The organism is Streptomyces sp. NPDC099050 (assembly GCF_044759865.1).
Classification (GTDB): Bacteria; Actinomycetota; Actinomycetes; order Streptomycetales; family Streptomycetaceae; genus Streptomyces.
Window position 1 is genome coordinate 454,059 of the sequence record NZ_JBIWAE010000002.1, and the last position, 17,114, is coordinate 471,172.

15 protein-coding genes are annotated in these 17,114 nt (G+C 72.9%); 9 read left to right on the top strand and 6 right to left on the bottom strand.

All coding sequences use genetic code 11. The features are described from left to right. Positions 1–46 precede the first annotated feature (46 nt). On the top strand, positions 47–436 hold the full coding sequence (locus ACIQV3_RS05070) for a cupin domain-containing protein (RefSeq protein WP_403709857.1): 390 nt from the start codon (positions 47–49) through the stop codon (positions 434–436). Between the two features lie 103 nt (positions 437–539). On the opposite strand, the gene ACIQV3_RS05075 is transcribed toward ACIQV3_RS05070, so the two are convergent. Further along, positions 540–1,985 (bottom strand): WGR domain-containing protein, encoded by a 1,446-nt coding sequence (locus tag ACIQV3_RS05075; protein WP_403709859.1) that lies wholly within the window; start codon positions 1,983–1,985, stop codon positions 540–542. A gap of 92 nt (positions 1,986–2,077) precedes the next feature. On the opposite strand from ACIQV3_RS05075, the gene ACIQV3_RS05080 reads away from it, so the two are divergent. Together ACIQV3_RS05080 and ACIQV3_RS05085 are read left to right on the top strand one after the other, a co-directional pair. Continuing rightward, positions 2,078–2,824: a uridine kinase gene (locus tag ACIQV3_RS05080; RefSeq protein WP_403709860.1), complete on the top strand. Its 747-nt coding sequence runs from the start codon at positions 2,078–2,080 to the stop codon at positions 2,822–2,824. A gap of 233 nt (positions 2,825–3,057) precedes the next feature. Continuing rightward, positions 3,058–3,693: a hypothetical protein gene (locus ACIQV3_RS05085; protein WP_403709862.1), complete on the top strand. Its 636-nt coding sequence runs from the start codon at positions 3,058–3,060 to the stop codon at positions 3,691–3,693. Between the two features lie 18 nt (positions 3,694–3,711). Here ACIQV3_RS05085 and ACIQV3_RS05090 read toward each other — a convergent pair whose 3' ends face one another. Together ACIQV3_RS05090 and ACIQV3_RS05095 are read right to left on the bottom strand one after the other, a co-directional pair. After that, complete coding sequence (locus ACIQV3_RS05090) at positions 3,712–4,650, bottom strand: carbohydrate kinase family protein (RefSeq protein WP_403709864.1); 939 nt, start codon at positions 4,648–4,650, stop codon at positions 3,712–3,714. Next, a complete protein-coding gene (locus ACIQV3_RS05095; protein ID WP_403709866.1) occupies positions 4,647–5,615 on the bottom strand; it encodes a pseudouridine-5'-phosphate glycosidase in 969 nt (322 codons plus the stop codon). The genes ACIQV3_RS05090 and ACIQV3_RS05095 overlap by 4 nt, the downstream gene beginning before the upstream one ends. Positions 5,616–6,035: 420 nt before the next feature. On the opposite strand from ACIQV3_RS05095, the gene ACIQV3_RS05100 reads away from it, so the two are divergent. Continuing rightward, positions 6,036–6,413: a cupin domain-containing protein gene (locus tag ACIQV3_RS05100; protein ID WP_403709868.1), complete on the top strand. Its 378-nt coding sequence runs from the start codon at positions 6,036–6,038 to the stop codon at positions 6,411–6,413. On the opposite strand, the gene ACIQV3_RS05105 is transcribed toward ACIQV3_RS05100, so the two are convergent. From ACIQV3_RS05105 to ACIQV3_RS05115, 3 genes are all read right to left on the bottom strand, one after another. Beyond that, on the bottom strand, positions 6,407–7,702 hold the full coding sequence (locus ACIQV3_RS05105) for an MFS transporter (protein WP_403709870.1): 1,296 nt from the start codon (positions 7,700–7,702) through the stop codon (positions 6,407–6,409). The two genes, ACIQV3_RS05100 and ACIQV3_RS05105, sit on opposite strands and share 7 nt — an antisense overlap. A 141-nt stretch (positions 7,703–7,843) precedes the next feature. Next, the gene (locus ACIQV3_RS05110) at positions 7,844–8,413 is read right to left on the bottom strand and encodes a methylated-DNA--[protein]-cysteine S-methyltransferase (RefSeq protein ID WP_403709872.1); all 570 of its coding nucleotides are present in this window, start codon (positions 8,411–8,413) and stop codon (positions 7,844–7,846) included. Between the two features lie 56 nt (positions 8,414–8,469). After that, the gene (locus ACIQV3_RS05115) at positions 8,470–9,354 is read right to left on the bottom strand and encodes a glycerophosphodiester phosphodiesterase (RefSeq protein ID WP_403709873.1); all 885 of its coding nucleotides are present in this window, start codon (positions 9,352–9,354) and stop codon (positions 8,470–8,472) included. Positions 9,355–9,597: 243 nt separating this feature from the next. On the opposite strand from ACIQV3_RS05115, the gene uvrB reads away from it, so the two are divergent. The 5 genes from uvrB (at position 9,598) to ACIQV3_RS05140 (ending at position 17,092) form a co-directional block, all read left to right on the top strand. Further along, positions 9,598–11,757 (top strand): excinuclease ABC subunit UvrB, encoded by a 2,160-nt coding sequence (uvrB, locus tag ACIQV3_RS05120; protein ID WP_403709875.1) that lies wholly within the window; start codon positions 9,598–9,600, stop codon positions 11,755–11,757. Positions 11,758–11,843: 86 nt separating this feature from the next. After that, a complete protein-coding gene (locus ACIQV3_RS05125; RefSeq protein WP_243338324.1) occupies positions 11,844–12,422 on the top strand; it encodes a TerD family protein in 579 nt (192 codons plus the stop codon). Positions 12,423–12,537: 115 nt separating this feature from the next. Beyond that, positions 12,538–14,505: a TerD family protein gene (locus ACIQV3_RS05130; RefSeq protein WP_403709877.1), complete on the top strand. Its 1,968-nt coding sequence runs from the start codon at positions 12,538–12,540 to the stop codon at positions 14,503–14,505. 267 nt (positions 14,506–14,772) lie between these two features. Next, the gene (locus ACIQV3_RS05135) at positions 14,773–15,756 is read left to right on the top strand and encodes a TerC family protein (RefSeq protein ID WP_403709879.1); all 984 of its coding nucleotides are present in this window, start codon (positions 14,773–14,775) and stop codon (positions 15,754–15,756) included. A gap of 112 nt (positions 15,757–15,868) precedes the next feature. Continuing rightward, positions 15,869–17,092, top strand: a complete 1,224-nt coding sequence (locus tag ACIQV3_RS05140) for a serine hydrolase domain-containing protein (RefSeq protein WP_403709881.1) — start codon at positions 15,869–15,871, stop codon at positions 17,090–17,092. Positions 17,093–17,114 lie beyond the last annotated feature (22 nt).

Consider the following 17,114-nt stretch of genomic DNA (forward strand, 5'->3'; position numbering starts at 1 on the left):
TACCTTGAGTCGAGTGGGCCGCGGCCGGTCCATGGAGGAGGGAAACATGGCTGGACGGCAGGCGACGGCGGGGCGCCCGAAGACCGCGGGCCGGCGTCCGAAAGCGGAGGTGGCCTCCGACCTCGTGGTGAGAGAGGTCGCGATAGAGCCCGGTGGCTGCACCGGCTGGCACTACCACCGCGTCCCGCTGATAGCGGTGGTCAAGTCCGGCACCCTGACCCGGATCCTGAGCGACGGCACGGTCGAGGTGCACCACACCGGCACCAGCTTCGTCGAGCCGGCCGGCCGGCGCCACGTCCACCTCGGCCGCAACCTCGGCAGCGAGCGGGTCGTGCTCTGCGTGACCGCGGCCCTTGCCGAGGGCGACCCCTTCGCGCTGCCCGCCGAGGCCCCGCCCGGGGCCACGCCGTGCGCGTGCCCCACGCGGACGCGGTGAGGGCGGCTGCGGTGAGTGCCGACGCGGCGAGGGCGATGGCTATGGCCCTGTCGGCGACGCTGCCTGGGCGACCCGGCCGCCCCCTCGTGAACCGGGGCACCGCTCAGACGAGTCGGCGGATCTCCCCGCGCACGCGGTAGAAGCCTCCGGCCGCCGGGTGCAGGCCGTCCACCACGTACCGGACGCCGGGCTCCCGTATCCCGCGCGGGAACTGCACGTTCCATGAGGGCTCGAACCCGCCCGACACCACCTGTACGCGCATCCGCTGGCCCTGCTGCACGCACTCCACGACCACACCGCCCGCGGGCACCGAGGCCACCGACACCGTCGCCACCGCGGCAGGCGTGGCGGCCGGGGTGAAGACCGGCAGGGCGGCCGCCGACTTCACGTCCACGGCCGTCGGCACCGACCCCTCCCGGGCGGCCGCGATCGCGGCCTCGCTCGCGTCGACGCACACCAGCGAACCGTCCGTGGTCACCAGGTACAGCCGCTCGTCCAGATACTGCATGGACAGCGCGGCCCCGCTGCCGGTGCCCAGCTTCCACAGCCGCCGCCCGTCGGCGTCGAAGCAGTACACGGACGACGCGAGGTCGCCGGCGAAGACGTGCCGGCCGTCCGGCGAGGTCGCGCACGAGTAGACCGCCGCGTCGCACCGGTACGAGGCCTCCAGCGCGCCCGTGGCCTTCGACAGCCGCTGCACGGTGTTGCGGCCGGTCCCGGCGTACACCGCGTGGTCCTCCTGCCAGCCGAACAGCACCGCCCCGTCGGTCTGCGTGTGCCACAACTCCCGCCCGCCGTCCGGGGCGTAGGCCGTGACCCCCTTGCCGTGGCCGTGGTAGACCGCCCGCTCGTCCGCGCGCACCATCCACGCGTTCATGCCGGCCGAGCGCCGCGACCACTGGAACTCGTCCTCATGGTCGATGACCGTGAGCCCGCCGTTGCGGTCCGACACGTTCAGGACGCCCTCGCGGATGTCCAGCCAGAAGATGTCCACGTCGGCCGCGATGTCGTACGCCCCGAACGGCACCTTCGAGGACAGGTCGTACACCGTGCCGTCGTCACAGCCCGCATAGATCCAGAACTCGTCCGCCACCAGGCACTTCACCCCGTCCGGCAGCGAGTACCGGGCGAGCACCTCACCGTCGTGGCTGACCGTGTAGACGTCTCCGGCCTGGTTGCCGACCCAGCAGCGGTCCTCGTCCACGTGGATCCCGAAGGCGGAGGACCCCGTTCGGAACCGCCACAGCACCGGGGCCACCGCGCGTGCGGTGGACGGGGTCGAGGTCACCTGGCGGCGCGTCACCGACCGGGCCGCGCGGACTCCCGGCACCGCCGGGGCGTAGCCCTTGCGGACCTTCTCCCCGACCTTCTTGGCGGCGGCCGCCCGTGCCTTCTCGATGGTCGGGAAGGAGGAGCTCTGCAGCTGGCCGTCCGCGCCGATGCGTCCGTACCGCACCGAGACGGCGGTGCCGTCGACGGTGACCTCGTAGAACTTGTGGGCACCGCCGTCCTCCTGGGACAGCTCCAGATACGTCGTCTCCCGAGCCATGACAGACCCCTCCCCAAGGCCGGGCCGCCGGCCCCCTGTGCGCCGGTGATCCCTCTCGAAAAACGTTAGGGGCCACCACTGACAATGGGCTGGTGCAGCTGGAAGCGATCACATGGCAGCGGATGGCCGAGCGGCTCGCCGGTCACCTCGACACCGACACCGACACCGACACCGACACCGACACCGACACCGAGACGGACGCGGACACCGACACCGGCGACACCGGCTCGGACACCGGTGCGGACACCGCGAAGGCCGGGCCGGAGGCCCGATGGCGGCGGGTGGGCATCGACGGGGCGCCCGCCGCCCGCACCGGCGTGCTCGCGGCGGAACTCGCCGACGCGCTGCGCCCGCGCGGGCGTCCGGTCCTGGTGGTGGCGGCCGAGGGCTTCCTGCGCCCGGCCTCCCTCCGCTTCGAGTTCGGCCGCGAGGACGTGGACTCCTACCTCGACGGCTGGTACGACACCGGGGCGCTCTGGCGGGAGGTCTTCGGCCCGACCGACCCCGGCGGCACCGGCCGGGTGCTGCCCGACCTCTGGGACCCGGTCACCGACCGGGCGACCCGCAGCCCCTACGCCGAACTCCCGCCCGGCGGCGTGCTGATCGTGCACGGCCCCCTGCTGCTGGGCCACTGGTTCCCCTTCGACCTCACTGTCCACATCGGCCTCTCCCCGGGGGCGCTCGCCCGCCGCACCGAGGAGTCCGCCCGCTGGACCCTCCCCGCCTTCGCGCGCTACGAGACCGAGACCGGCCCGGCGGACCGGGCCGACGCCCTGGTCCGGGCCGACGATCCGCGCCACCCGGCCTGGACGGGGGTGCGCGCAGGGCGCACCGGCTGACCCCGCGGGCCGCCGGGCGCGGCTCGGCGTACCTCCGCCCCCGCCCGGTCACGGAGGTCCGGGAAACGCAACAGGGGGATTCCGGCACGGTGACGATCGGTTCCGGCCATCGCTCCAGCCGGAACCCCGCGCTACGTTGACGGCACGCTTCGACGGCGGCCGCCCCGGTGGCGCCTTGGCAGAGGGAGAAGGCAATGCGCGGACACGGCACGGTGGTTCGGAACGAGAGACGGATGCGCATGCAGGCCGCGCTCGCCGCGCTGGCCCTGTGCGGGACCCTGGCCCTGACGGCGTGCGACGGCGACGACGAGGCCGGCGCGCCGGGAACCCCCGCGGGCCCCTCCGTCAGCGCGCCGGCCACGGGCGCTGCCTCCCCGCCGTCCTCCCCTTCGGCCTCCCCGCCGTCCTCCCCGTCGGCCGTGGCGTCGCTGTCCTCGGCCCCGTCCAAGAAGCCGACTCCCACCGCGACTTCGTCCGCGGCCCCGGCGGGCACGAAGAAGCCCCCGGCGCCCGGTTCCACCTGCGACCACAAGATGCCGATCTCGCCCGACGAGGTGGCCGTCTACCGCTACACCCCCGAGGGCGGGGTCCACAGCCTGATCATCAAGCACGGCAACTGGGGCTGCGCCGCCCCCGGCGCGGACGCGGCCCCCTTCGAGACCACCGGCAAGGAGACCTTCCTCAACATCGCCGAGGACGCCAAGATCACGGCGGTCACGCCCGTCGTCGCGAGCACCGTGAGCCAGTCCATCACGCTCCAGCAGCTCATCGACTGGCTGATCGCGCACCCGAACCAGGGCCGGGTCTTCCGCTACCACCTCGACGGCGCGGGCGTCATCGACTCCCTCGACCAGCAGTACACGTCCTGACCTCCGCCCCGGCCCTCCCTACGGCCGCCCGCCCAGCCGGGTCACCGCAAGGGCGGCCGCCCGGCAGCCGGCCTCCGCGGCCCGCGCCGAGCCCGCTCCCGCCAGCCGCGCGGCGAGGAAGGCGCCAGTGAAGGCGTCCCCGGCGCCCGTGGAATCCACCGCCTCGGCGCTTTCCGCCGCGACCTCGGCCGTGACCCGGCCGTCCTCGGCGACGAGCGCTCCGGCGCCGCCCCGGGTGACCACCACCAACGGCACCCGCAGGCTCAGCTCCGCGGCCGCCCGCGCGACCGCCGCCCCGTCCGCCCCGGTCCGGCCGCCGCGCGACCCCGCCAGCAGCAGCGCCTCGTCCTCGTTCGGCAGCAGTACGCCGGCCCCCGCCGCGGCGGCCAGGAAGCGCTCCGGACCCAGCGCGGCCAGGAACCCCGCCGACGCCGGATCGACGCTCACCGGTACGTTCCGGGCACGGGCGTCCCGTAGCGCGACCAGGGCCAGTTCCCGGCTCGCGTCGGCGAAGAACAGGTAGCCCGACAGGTGGAGATGGGCGGCCCCGTCCAGGAGCGCGGGCTCCCAGTCGGCGGGGGAGAGCCGCAGCGAGGCCCCGCTGTCGGTCAGGAAGGTCCGCTCCGCGTCCGCGCCGACCAGCGCCACCACCGTCCCGGTCGGCTCGGCGGGATCGACCACCAGGCTCGGCCGGACCCCCGCGTCGAGCAGCACCCGCTCGTGCCACCCGGCCGAGTCGGCGCCGACCCGCGCGAGGAGGCGTACCTCCGGGGCGCCCGCGCGGGCGGCCCAGCAGGCCGCGTTGGCCCCGGCGCCGCCCGGCAGGGTCCGGATCCGGGCCGCGGTGTCGGTGCCCGGAGCCAGCGGCTCCGCATGCACCGCCACGACGTCCGTAACCACGTCCCCGACGACCAGCAGCGCCCCCGGCCCGGCGGGAGCGGCCGCCGCGGCGGTCACGGCCGCGCCGCCCAGGCCCGCGCGATCCGGGACCCGAGGCGGACGTTGCCGCGTACCGCCGCGAGGTTGGCCTCCAGCGAGGCGCCGCCCGTCGCGCGCACCAGGAACCCCAGCAGGAACGGTGTCACCGCCTGTCCCGTGATGCCCCGCTCCCGGCACTCCGACAGCGCCTCGGCCAGGACCCGGTCGTGCAGTTCCGGATCGAGCTGCCGCTCCCGGTCCACCGGGTTGGCCACGAGGAGCGCCGACTCCGCGCCGCCGAGCAGGTCCTGAGCGGCCATCACGGCCGCCACCTCCTCCGGCCGGTGGACCGTCCAGTCCACCGGCTCCCCGGAATCGGCCAGGTAGAACCCGGGGAAACGATCCGTCCCGTACCCGAGGACCGTCACCCCCAGCGTCTCCAGCCGCTGGAGCGTCGCGGGCACGTCCAGGATCGACTTCACCCCCGCGCACACCACGGTGATCCGGGTCCGCGCCAGCAGCGCGAGGTCCGCCGACTCGTCCTGCGACCGCGTCCAGTCCCGGTGTACGCCGCCCAGCCCGCCGGTGGCGAAGACCCGCAGCCCCGCCCGCGCGGCGAGGTAGGCCGTGGCCGAGACCGTCGTCGCGCCCGTCGCCGCCGTGGCCAGGGCGGGGGCGAGATCCCGGTGGCCGAGCTTGCGCACGCCCTCGCCGCCCGCGATCCGCTCCAGCTTGGCCTTGTCCAGTCCGGCGTACGCCACCCCGTCGACGACCGCGACGGTCGCCGGAACGGCCCCCTCCGCCCGGACCAGCTCCTCCAGTTCCAGGCCCACCGCCAGATTGCGGGGGCGGGGCAGACCGTGGGCGAGGATCGTGGACTCCAGCGCCACGACGGGCCGCCCGCGGTCGAGCGCCTCGCGCACCTCCTCCGACAGGACCGGGACCGGGAGCGCTGCTCCGGCCGAGGGGGATGCTGCGGGTGCGGATGCTGTGTGCTGTGACATGTCCCCATCCCTGGCACGCGATCCGGGGCCGCAAACGCCCGGACGCCGCCCCGGCGCGAACCCGCCCCACCCCGGCCCGTCGGGCCCCACCCCGGCCCGTCGGGCCCCACCCCGGCCCGTCGGGCCCCGGGCTGCGCCCGAGGCCCTGGGGCTCCGCCCCAGACCCCGGGGAACGGGCGAACCGGGGGTCCCCCCGGACGGAGTCTGGGGGAGGGTAGGGGACTTCGCCCCGCAGGGCCGACCCACCCGCGCGCGCCCACCGGGCCGACGCCGGGACGGCGGTGGTGGCAGCCCCACCCGCCCACCGCTCGACGGAGTGCGGCACGCCGAAAGGGGCGACAGGGTGACGGGCGGGGCGGGCGCGCGCTGGACGCTCTGGTCACCCCGGCGCGCGGGGCGCTCCGATTAGGCTCCCGGACCATGAGCACAACTGATCACCGTGACGCCCCCGCCTCCTTCGCCGTGTCCCTCCCGGACGTCCCCGACTCCGCGCTGGAACCGGACGAGCTCGACCCCGCGCAGATCGTCTCCGGGAACCCCGTCGTGACGGGCAAGGTGCTGTGGGAGGCGCCGGACGGCTCGCAGGTGCGCGGAATCTGGCAGATCACCCCGGGCGTGGTCACCGACACCGAGGCGAACGAGCTCTTCGTGGTGGTCAGCGGCCGCGCCACCATCGAGGTGGAGGGCGGCGCGACCCTGGAGGTCGGCCCCGGCTCCGCGTGCGTCCTGCGCGAGGGGGACCGGACCACCTGGACCGTCCACGAGACGCTCCGCAAGGCCTACCACATCAGCTACTGACCGGTATCGGCAGCCTTCACGGGACGGCGGCGCGAGGTGAACAGCGCGAGCGCCGCCATCGGCAGCAGCAGGGCGGCGGCGGCCGCGTTGAGCCAGCCGTAGCCCGCCTGGGACATGACGAGCCCGGCGGCGGCGCCGCCGACCCCGGCGGCCGTGTTCATGGTGAGGTCGCCCAGCCCCTGTACGGCGGCCCGCGCGGGCTGCGGCACCGAGTCGGTCAGCAGCGCCGAGCCGGACACCATGCCGGCGGACCAGCCGAGGCCGAGCAGGAAGAGTCCGGCGGCGCTCTGGGCGTGGTTCCCGTCGGCCGTGCCGGCGAGCAGCGCGGCGACGGACAGCAGGCCGGCGGCGAGCCCGATCACGGACAGCCGGCCGATCCGGTCCGCGAGCCAGCCCATCACCGGCGAGAAGCCGAACATGCCGGCGATGTGCCCGCTGATGACCAGCCCGATGAGCTGGAGCCCGGCTCCGTGGTGCCCCAGGTCGACCGGGGTCATCACCATGATCGAGACCATGGCGGTGTGGGACACCGCGATGGTGAGCAGCGCGAGCCGGGCCCGGGGTGAGGCCTTGACGGCGGCGAACCCGGCACGCAGCGAACGCCCGGCGCGGGTCTGGTCCTCGGCGGGAGCGAGTGCGCGGGCCGTCAGCAGCGGATCCGGGCGCAGGAGTACGCCGATCAGCGTGGCGGTGAGCAGGAAGACGGCGCCGGCCCATATGAAGGGCCCCGCCGTCGGGGGTATGGAGGTGCCGGCGAAGCTGCGGCTGGCCGGGGCGGAGAGGTTCGGGCCGAGTACGGCGCCGATGGTGGAGGCCCAGACGACCACGGAGATCGCCCGTGCCCGGTGGTCGGGCTCGGCGAGGTCGGCGGCGGCGAAGCGGGCCTGGAGGTTGGCCGAGGAGGCGGCCCCGAAGGCGGCCATGCCGAGCATCAGCAGTGGGAAGTTCTTGATCGAGGCGGCGAGCACGACGAGGGCGGCCCCGGCCGCGCCGATCACGTAGGCGAGGACCAGGCCGGGCCGGCGGCCGCGCGCGGTCATCAGCGCGGCGAGCGGGAGGGAGACGGCCGCGGTGCCGATCACGGAGGCGGTCGAGGCGAAGCCGGAGAGCGACTCCGTGCCGCTGACCTCGGTGGCCAGGACCGGCGCCAGGGCGATGCTGATGGGCACGCCGATCCCGCCCAGCACCTGTCCGGCGATCAGCACCCCTGAGGTGCGGCGCCGCAGCCGTGGCAGGTCGGCGGCGGTGAAGGTGACGGCGGGCCGGTCGGTGCCCGGCGCGGTGCTCACGCGGCCCACCTCCGACACGGATGCGGAGGGGCTGCGGGCGCGGCGCGAGGTGTGGTCACCGCCGCAGTTTCGCACCCCTCGCGGGGCGGGCGGAACAGGGTTTCAGGGAGCACGGGGAGCACCGGGAGCACGGCCGGTGCCTCAGAACAGCGGTTCGGGCAGGACGCCCTCCAGGGCGAGGAGGCGGCGCTTGGTCTCCACGCCGCCGCCGAAGCCGCCGATGCCCCCGTCGTTCTCCACGACCCGGTGGCAGGCCACCACCAGCGGCAGCGGGTTCGAGCCCATGGCGTTGCCGACGGCCTGGGCCGCGCCGGGGGCGCCGGCCCGAGCGGCCAGTTCGCCGTACCCCACGACCGCTCCGTAGGGGACGGTGCGGTCCAGCTCCAGCAGGACCTGCCGGTTGAAGCCGGAGCTGAGCCGCCAGTCCAGCGGCAGGTCGAAGCGGCGCAGCGTACCGGCGAAGTAGGCCTTCAGCTGGCGGATCGGCTCGGCCAGCAGGACCTCCTCGCCCGGCGGCGGGCGCCGGGCGTCGGCGCCGAGCCGGGAGATCAGCGCGTCGATCAGCTTCGCGGCCCGGTCCGGTCCGGCATGGAACTCGACCTTGACCAGGCCCTCGGGGGTGGCGGCGAGGAGTAGCGGCCCGATGCCGCTGTCGCCGCTGTCGACGACGGTCCATTCGAGGTGCGGCCCGCGGGGCTCAGGAGTGTCCACCCCTTCACGGTACGACGCGCCACCGACAACCCTGACGGCGCCGGCGGCGCCGCCCGTCAGTAGCCGCCGACCGCTTCCCGTACGACGTCGGGCTTGTCGGTGATGATCCCGTCCACGCCCATGTCCTGGACCTTCAGGGCGGTGGCGGCGTCGTCCACGATCCAGGTGTCCACCTCCAGCGCCCTGCCGTGGGCGCCGGACAGCTTGTGCACCGCGGCGACCCAGTCACTGTTGATCGTGGTGTACCAGGGGTTGATCCGGTCGGTGAACTCGGCGTACCGCGGCAGGTCGGCGAGGGCCGGGGTGCCGAGGAAGGCGGTGAACAGGTCCGGGCGCAGCTCGTGCACGGTGCGGACCGAGGCGGCGCTGAAGCTCTGGACCACCAGCCGGCGGGCCACGCGGTTCTCTTCGAGCCAGCCGGTCTCGCCCAGCACGTCCAGGGTCTGCCGTTCGATCCCCGGGTAGAGCTCCGGCTTCTTGATCTCCAGGAGCAGCCGCTGCTGGTTGCGCTGGACGCGGTTCATGTACTGCCGCAGGGTCGGTACGCGGGCGCCCGCGAACTCCTGCCCGAACCAGCTGCCCGCGTCCAGCCGGGCGATCTCCGCCGCGGTGAAGTCCCTCACCCGCCAGGGCTTGCGGTCGGGGAACACCTGCTCGACATCGGTCGTCCGGGTCAGGGTGTCGTCGTGGATGACCACGAGCTCCCCGTCCTCGGTGCGCTGGACGTCGTTCTCCACCCAGTCGAAGCCCATCTCCATGGCGAGGTCGATCGCCTCCAGGGTGTTCTCCGGGGCGTAGGCCGAAGCCCCCCGGTGGGCGTACACGATCGGGTTGGACAGCCAGTCCGGACCGGGTGCGGCCGAGGCGGAGCCCGCACCGCACACGCTCAGGGTGAGCCCCAGGAAGGCGGCGGTGGCCGCGGCGGCGGATCGGACGTACATGCGCGTTCTCCTCGGGTCATGGGCCCTGCTCCTGCCGTCAAACGGGCGCGGAGCGGCATTCGTTGCGGCGAGGCACGGGCGGCGGTGCGTTTCCGACGCACTTTCAGGAGAGCCGCGTACGGCGATCATGGGGTTGACGATCACCGGGCCGCCACCGAACTACGACAAACGGACCAGGCCCGCACGGCTCCGACCGGGGCGGGCGGGCGCCGAGTGTCAGTGGGTGGTCGTACGGTTGACCCCATGCGGCCCGTATCGAAGATCGAACGCACGGTGGCGCCTTTCGAGGTCGTCAGCTCCTACACGCCCAGCGGCGACCAGCCGGCGGCCATCGCCGAGCTGGAGAAGCGCATCCGTGCAGGTGAGAAGGATGTCGTGCTGCTCGGCGCGACCGGAACCGGCAAGTCGGCGACGACCGCCTGGATGATCGAGAAGCTCCAGCGGCCCACCTTGGTGATGGCGCCGAACAAGACGCTCGCCGCCCAGCTGGCGAACGAGTTCCGCGAACTCCTGCCGAACAACGCGGTCGAGTACTTCGTCTCGTACTACGACTACTACCAGCCCGAGGCGTACGTACCGCAGTCGGACACCTACATCGAGAAGGACTCCTCGATCAACGAGGAGGTGGAGCGGCTGCGCCACTCCGCGACGAACTCCCTCCTCACCCGGCGCGACGTCATCGTCGTCGCCTCCGTGTCCTGCATCTACGGTCTCGGCACCCCGCAGGAGTACGTCGACCGGATGGTCCCCCTCAAGGTCGGTGAGGAGATGGACCGGGACGGGCTCCTGCGCCGCTTCGTCGACATCCAGTACACCCGCAACGACGTGGCCTTCACCCGGGGCACCTTCCGGGTGCGCGGCGACACCATCGAGATCTTCCCGGTCTACGAGGAACTGGCCGTCCGCATCGAGATGTTCGGCGACGAGATCGAGGCCCTGTCCACCCTGCACCCGCTGACCGGCGAGGTGATCAGCGAGGACCGCGAGCTCTACGTCTTCCCCGCCAGCCACTACGTCGCCGGCCCCGAGCGGATGGAGAAGGCGGTCCGCGGCATCGAGGCCGAGCTCGCCGAGCGCCTCGCCGAGCTGGAGAAGCAGGGCAAGATGCTGGAGGCGCAGCGCCTGCGCATGCGCACCACCTACGACCTGGAGATGATGCGCCAGATCGGGTCCTGCTCCGGCATCGAGAACTACTCGCTGCACATGGACGACCGCGAGCGCGGCTCCGCCCCGAACACCCTCATCGACTACTTCCCCGAGGACTTCCTCCTCGTCATCGACGAATCGCACGTCACCGTGCCCCAGATCGGCGCGATGTACGAGGGCGACGCCTCCCGCAAGCGGACCCTGGTCGACCACGGCTTCCGGCTCCCGTCGGCCCTCGACAACCGGCCGCTGAAGTGGGAGGAGTTCCAGGAGCGGATCGGCCAGACCGTCTACCTGTCGGCGACCCCGGGCAAGTACGAGCTCTCGCGCGGCGACGGCTTCGTCGAGCAGATCATCCGCCCGACCGGTCTCATCGACCCGGAGGTCGTGGTCAAGCCCACCGAGGGCCAGATCGACGACCTGGTGCACGAGATCCGCGCGCGCGTGGAGAAGGACGAGCGGGTCCTGGTCACCACCCTCACCAAGAAGATGGCCGAGGACCTCACCGACTACTTCCTGGAGCTCGGCATCCAGGTCCGCTACCTGCACAGCGACGTGGACACCCTGCGCCGCATCGAGCTGCTGCGCGAGCTGCGGGCCGGCGAGTACGACGTCCTGGTCGGCATCAACCTGCTCCGCGAGGGCCTCGACCTGCCCGAGGTGTCGCTGGTGGCCATCCTCGACGCCGACAAGCAGGGCTTCCTGCGGTCGGGGACCTCGCTGATCCAGACCATCGGCCGCGCGGCGCGCAACGTCTCCGGCCAGGTCCACATGTACGCGGACAGGATCACCCCGGCGATGGCCCAGGCGATCGACGAGACGAACCGGCGCCGCGAGAAGCAGGTCGCCTACAACACGGCCCACGGGATCGACCCGCAGCCGCTGCGCAAGAAGATCAACGACATCGTGGCCACGATCGCCCGCGAGGAGCTCGACACCGAGGAGCTCCTCGGTACCGGCTACCGGCAGGCGAAGGACGGCAAGGCCCTCAAGGCGCCCGTCCCGGCGCTCGGCGGCAAGGCGGCCCAGGCCGCGGCGGCCGGCAAGACCGGGGCCAAGGGTGCCAAGGGTGCCAAGGGCCCCGTGGTGGCCACCGACCGTCCCGCGGCCGAACTGGCCGCGCTCATCGAGCAGATGACCGAGCGGATGCGGGGCGCGGCCGCGGAGCTGCAGTTCGAGGTCGCGGCCCGGATCCGGGACGAGGTCGGCGAGCTGAAGAAGGAGCTGCGACAGATGAAGGAAGCGGGCCTCGCCTGACCCGGAGGCGGTCAGTAGGGTTGGCACAGCCGCAGGTACATTCTGCGCACCCCCATCGGGGGAGGGCTATGGAGAGGGGACAGCGCGTGACGGTCAACATGACCAAGGGTCAGGCCATCAATCTGCAGAAGGCGGACGGAGGCACGCTGACCGCGGTCCGGATGGGCCTCGGCTGGCAGGCTGCCAAGCGCCGGGGGCTGTTCGGCTCGCGGACCCGGGAGATCGACCTCGACGCGTCGGCGGTGCTCTTCGCCGACAAGCAGCCCGTGGACGTCGTCTTCTTCCGGCACCTGCAGAGCGACGACGGCTCGGTCAAGCACACCGGTGACAACCTCGTCGGCGGCGTGGGCCAGGGCGGGGACGACGAGTCGATCCTCGTCGACCTGCAGCGCGTGCCGGTGCACATCGACCAGATCGTCTTCACGGTGAACTCCTTCACCGGCCAGACGTTCCAGGAGGTGGAGAACGCCTTCTGCCGCATCGTCGACGAGACCAACGGCCAGGAGCTGGCCCGCTACACGCTGGACGGTGGCGGCCAGTACACCGCTCAGATCATGGCGAAGGTGTCGCGCGTCGGCACCGGCTGGCAGATGACGGCCCTCGGGAACCCGGCGAACGGCCGGACCTTCCAGGACCTGATGCCGTCGATCCTGCCGCACCTGTAAGCACTTCCCAGCAGGACCGGCAGCTCTGCCGGACACAGCACAGCAGCACAGCACAGCAGGACCGGGCACGATCGAGGGCCCGGCGGAACACCGGGTACGGGGGAGGGGCTGCACGATGACGGCCGAACTGGTCCGGGGGCAGAACCACCCCCTGTCCCGGAGCCGGGTGGAGATCAGGGTCTCGGCGGGCACACCCGTGCTCGCCCTGGCCCACCTCGGCGACGACTCGGGCCGGCTCGCCGGCCCCGGGGCGCTCGCCCACCCCGGCGCCCGCACCCTTCCCGGGCTCGAAGTGCCCGGGGCGGCATCCGGACAGCACCGCATAGCGGTCGACCTCGACGCGGTCGCACCGGCCGTCCACCGGGTCGGCCTCGTCCTGGTCCTGCCGCCCGGCGGACCGGGGCACTTCGGCGCGGTCCCCGCCTCCTACGTGTCCGTGGCCGACCCCGAGGGCGATGAGCTCGCCGGGTACACGCTGACCGGACTGGAGTCGGAGACCGCCGTCGTGGCCCTGGAGCTGTACCGGCGCCAGGGAGCCTGGAAGGTGCGCGCCGTCGGCCAGGGGTACGCCGCCGGCCTCGGCGCGCTCCTGACCGACGCGGGGCTGCCCGCCCCGGCCGCGGTGGAACTGGCCGCCGCCGCCCTGGGCACGGCGCCGGCCGGGGACTTCACCCTGGCCGTCATGCCGGGCGGGCCGGCCCCGACCGTCCCGCGCGGGCTCCGGGCTCCGGCGACGGCCCAGACGCCGGCCCCGGCGCCCCAGGAGGTTCCGGCCGCCCCCACGCCCCCGCCGATGCCCCCGGAACCGGAACCGGAACCGGAACCCGAACCGGGTCCGAACACCGCCGGCGGTCCGCCCACCATCAGCTACGCCCACCCGCGCCGCCGCACCAGCACCGAGCCGCCCGAGCCCGCGCCGCGCCCGGCCGAGCCGCCGCGGCCCGGCGAGGCGCCCCGCCCCGTCGCCGGGGACGCGGGCGGCTGGTCCATGGAGGAGCGGCTCTACAACCAGGTCTGGGGCATGTTCGAGGACCTGGCCCGGGCCGTCGCCGCCTACCGCGGAGCCGTCGAGTTCGCCGACTCCCGGATGGACCGCGAACTCGACGAGGCGCTGTCCGACCCGCGCCACCGGCTCGGCGGCTCCGGCAACGCCGCCCGGGACACCGCCCGGGCCCGCCGCGAGGAACTGGTCGCGCGTGCGCGGGACGTCCTCGACCGGGACCTGGTCCAGCTCACCGCCGAGTCCGAGGTGGTCGAGCCCGCGCTGCCCGCCGCCTACGCGCGCTGGGACAACCCGGTCTGGCAGGCGCACACCGTGCCCGCCGAAGCCCCGCTGGCCCTGCGCCTGGGCGACCTCCACCTGCCCGAGCGGCCCGACCTGCGCATCCCCATGCTGGTCCGGGTCCCGCCGGAGCGCGGCCTGTGGATCGACAACGGCCGCACCGGGTCCGAGGCGGCCATGGCGATGGACACCGACCGGCTGCGCCGCGCCGCCATGGACATGGCCGTCGCGCACGCGGCGCGGATGCTGGCCGCCCACCCCGCCGACCGGTTCGCCGTCCACGTCATCGACGCGGCCGGGGCCGGAGCCGCCTCGCTGGCCCCGCTGGTGCGGGCCGGAGTGCTGGCCGGGGCGCCGGCGGCCGGGGCCGCGGGGGTCTCCGAGACCCTGGAGCGGCTGACCCGCCGGGTGGACCTCGTACAGATGGCGGTGCGGGCCGGGGCTCCGGAGGACCTGCCGCCCGATGTGGACACCTGCGACCAGCTGCTGATCGTGCACGACTTCCCGCACGGGTTCGACGACCGCGCCGTCACCCGTTTGCGCTATCTCGCCGACGAGGGCCCGGCGGTCGGCGTGCACCTCCTGATGGTCGCTGACCGTGACGAGGCCTCGGCCTACGGGCCGCTGCTGGACCCGCTGTGGCGCTCGTTGATGCGGCTGTCGCCCGTCCCGGACAACCACCTCGCGGACCCCTGGGTCCACCACGCCTGGACCTTCGAGCCGGATCTGCCCCCGCAGGGTAGCCGGGTCCTGGACCAGGCGCTGGAGCGGGTCGCGGCCGCCCGGGGCGGCGCGCGGTAGCGGTGGCCGGGCGGTCCGCCGCCCGGCCTCGATGACCGGTCACTGACCAGTTCTTGGGGTCCCCTTTACCTTTCGCGCCCACCCCGGGTACTCTGGTGAACGCGGAGGGGAGTATTCCTGCTTTCCTGCTACGGCGTGCCCGTCAATACGGACTGCAATCGGTCCCGGGGCGTCGGCCCGTGGCCTCCTGGCCGTCCGGGTGGAAGAGACCTCCGGCAGCGATGACGCTGACAAAGTTCTGAGCCATCTGCCGGAGGCGTGTAAATAGTGGACGTTTCGTTGACCCTCTGGGTGCTGACCATTCTCGGTCTGGGCATCCTCATCGGCGCCGATTTCTTCATCGGCCGCAAGCCGCACGACGTCTCCGTGAAGGAAGCGGGCATCTGGACGGTCGTCTGGATCGTCCTCGCGGTGCTCTTCGGCCTCGGCCTGCTGGTGTTCGGAAACGGCCAGGCCTCGCAGGAGTTCTTCGCCGGCTTCATCACCGAGAAGTCCCTGAGCGTGGACAACCTCTTCGTCTTCGTCCTGATCATGGCGAAGTTCGCGGTCCCCTCACAGCTCCAGCAGCGCGTCCTGCTGATCGGCGTACTGATCGCCCTGGTCCTGCGCGCCATCTTCATCGCCGCAGGCGCCGCGATCATCACCAACTTCTCGTGGGTCTTCTACATCTTCGGCGCGTTCCTCATCTACACCGCGTGGAAGCTGATCCAGGAAGCCCGCAAGGACGAGGACGACGAGGAGTTCGAGGAGAACCGCCTCCTGAAGTCCATCGAGAAGAAGTTCGGCGTCGCCGACCGCTACCACGGCACCAAGCTCTTCATCCAGAGCAACGGCAAGCGCGTCCTGACCCCGCTGATGGTCGTCATGCTCGCCATCGGCACCACCGACGTGCTGTTCGCCCTGGACTCGATCCCCGCGATCTTCGGCCTCACCCAGGACCCGTACATCGTCTTCACCGCGAACGCCTTCGCGCTGATGGGTCTGCGCCAGCTGTACTTCCTCATCGGCGGCCTGCTCAAGAAGCTGGTCCACCTCAGCTACGGCCTCTCCGTCATCCTCGGCTTCATCGGCATCAAGCTCGTGCTGCACGCCCTGCACGAGTCGGGCGTGCACGTCCCGCAGATCTCCATCCCGGTCTCCCTGGGCGTCATCTGCGGCGTCCTGGTGATCACCACGATCACCAGCCTGATCGCCTCGAAGAAGCAGGCGGAGGCCGAGGCCGCCGCGGGCCCGGAGCGCATCGACGCCTGATCCCGGGCCGCCCCGGTCTGATCCTGTGCCACCCCGGTCGCCGCGCGACCGGGGTGGCACACGCTTAGGCTGAGGATGTTGTCCTGGCCGTCGTACGACAGGAGGCCCTGCGATGAGGCCGACCCGTATGCGCATGCGCAGGGCCTGCGTGGCCGTCTCGGCCGCAGGCGCCCTCTTGGTCCCGGCTGTCGCGGGCACCGCGTACGGGGCCACCGCCCCGGCGCGGTCCGTGACCGCCGCTCCGTCACCGGACGGCGAATTCCCCCAGCTCACGCCGGCCGTCGCGGCCCGGCTGGACGCGGCCGTGCGCGAGGTGATGGACCTGGCGAAGGTGCCGGGCGTGACCGTGGGCCTGTGGGCCCCCGGCAAGGGCAGCTACGTGAAGTCCTTCGGCGTGGCCGACAAGGCGACCGGCGCACCCATGACGCCCGATCTCGGGGTGCGCATCGGCAGCGAGACCAAGACGTTCACGGTCACCGCCCTCCTCCAGCTCGTGGACCAGGGCAAGCTCGCGCTGGACGACCCGATCGGCAAGTACATCAGCGGCGTCCCGAACGGGGACCGCATCACCCTGCGCGAACTGGCGGGCATGCGCAGCGGGCTCTTCAACTACAGCGAGGACCCGGGCTTCGACAAGGAGCTCAACGGCACCTCCACCTTCACGCCGCAGCAGCTGCTCGACATCTCCTTCAAGCACCCGGTGAACTTCGAGCCCGGCGCGAAGTTCGAGTACTCCAACACCAACCTGATCCTGCTCGGCCTGCTCGTGGAGAAGATCACCGGCCGGCCGATCCAGGAGGTGATCGGGCAGGACGTGGTGAAGCCCGCCGGGCTGAGCGGCCGCACGCTCTTCCCCGTCGGTGCGGAGTTCCCCGAGCCGCACGCGCACGGCTACACCAACGACCTGCCCGGCGGGAAGATCGTGGACGCGACCGACTTCGACCCGTCCTGGGCCTGGGCCGCCGGAGCGATGGTCTCCGACCTGCAAGACCTGCGCAGCTGGGCGAAGACCCTCGCCACCGGCACCCTGCTGACCCCCGCGACCCAGGCCGAGCGGCTGAAGACCCAGCCGATCGGCATCATCCCCGGCGCGGGTTACGGGCTCGGCATCTTCAACGTCCAGGGCTGGATCGGCCACAACGGCTCGCTGCCCGGGTACGAGACGCTGACCGTCTACCTGCCGGAGGAGCAGGCGACCATGGTCATCGTGCTGACCACCGACGACCTGTACAAGGGCCAGGAGCCCAGCACCCTCTTCGGGGAGGCCGTCACCAGCATCGTGACCCCCGGCCACGTGTACCCGGGACACAAGCCGACCGTGGACAAGAGCGGCTGAGCGGCCGGGGGGCTGAGCGGCC

Coding starts and splice junctions, on each gene's coding strand:
- ACIQV3_RS05070 (WP_403709857.1), top strand. CDS start 47: ATGGCTGGACGGCAGGCGACGGCGGGGCGCCCGAAGACCGCGGGCCGG.
- ACIQV3_RS05075 (WP_403709859.1), bottom strand. CDS start 1,985: ATGGCTCGGGAGACGACGTATCTGGAGCTGTCCCAGGAGGACGGCGGT.
- ACIQV3_RS05085 (WP_403709862.1), top strand. CDS start 3,058: ATGCGCATGCAGGCCGCGCTCGCCGCGCTGGCCCTGTGCGGGACCCTG.
- ACIQV3_RS05095 (WP_403709866.1), bottom strand. CDS start 5,615: ATGTCACAGCACACAGCATCCGCACCCGCAGCATCCCCCTCGGCCGGA.
- ACIQV3_RS05100 (WP_403709868.1), top strand. CDS start 6,036: ATGAGCACAACTGATCACCGTGACGCCCCCGCCTCCTTCGCCGTGTCC.
- ACIQV3_RS05115 (WP_403709873.1), bottom strand. CDS start 9,354: ATGTACGTCCGATCCGCCGCCGCGGCCACCGCCGCCTTCCTGGGGCTC.
- uvrB (WP_403709875.1), top strand. CDS start 9,598: ATGCGGCCCGTATCGAAGATCGAACGCACGGTGGCGCCTTTCGAGGTC.
- ACIQV3_RS05130 (WP_403709877.1), top strand. CDS start 12,538: ATGACGGCCGAACTGGTCCGGGGGCAGAACCACCCCCTGTCCCGGAGC.
- ACIQV3_RS05140 (WP_403709881.1), top strand. CDS start 15,869: ATGAGGCCGACCCGTATGCGCATGCGCAGGGCCTGCGTGGCCGTCTCG.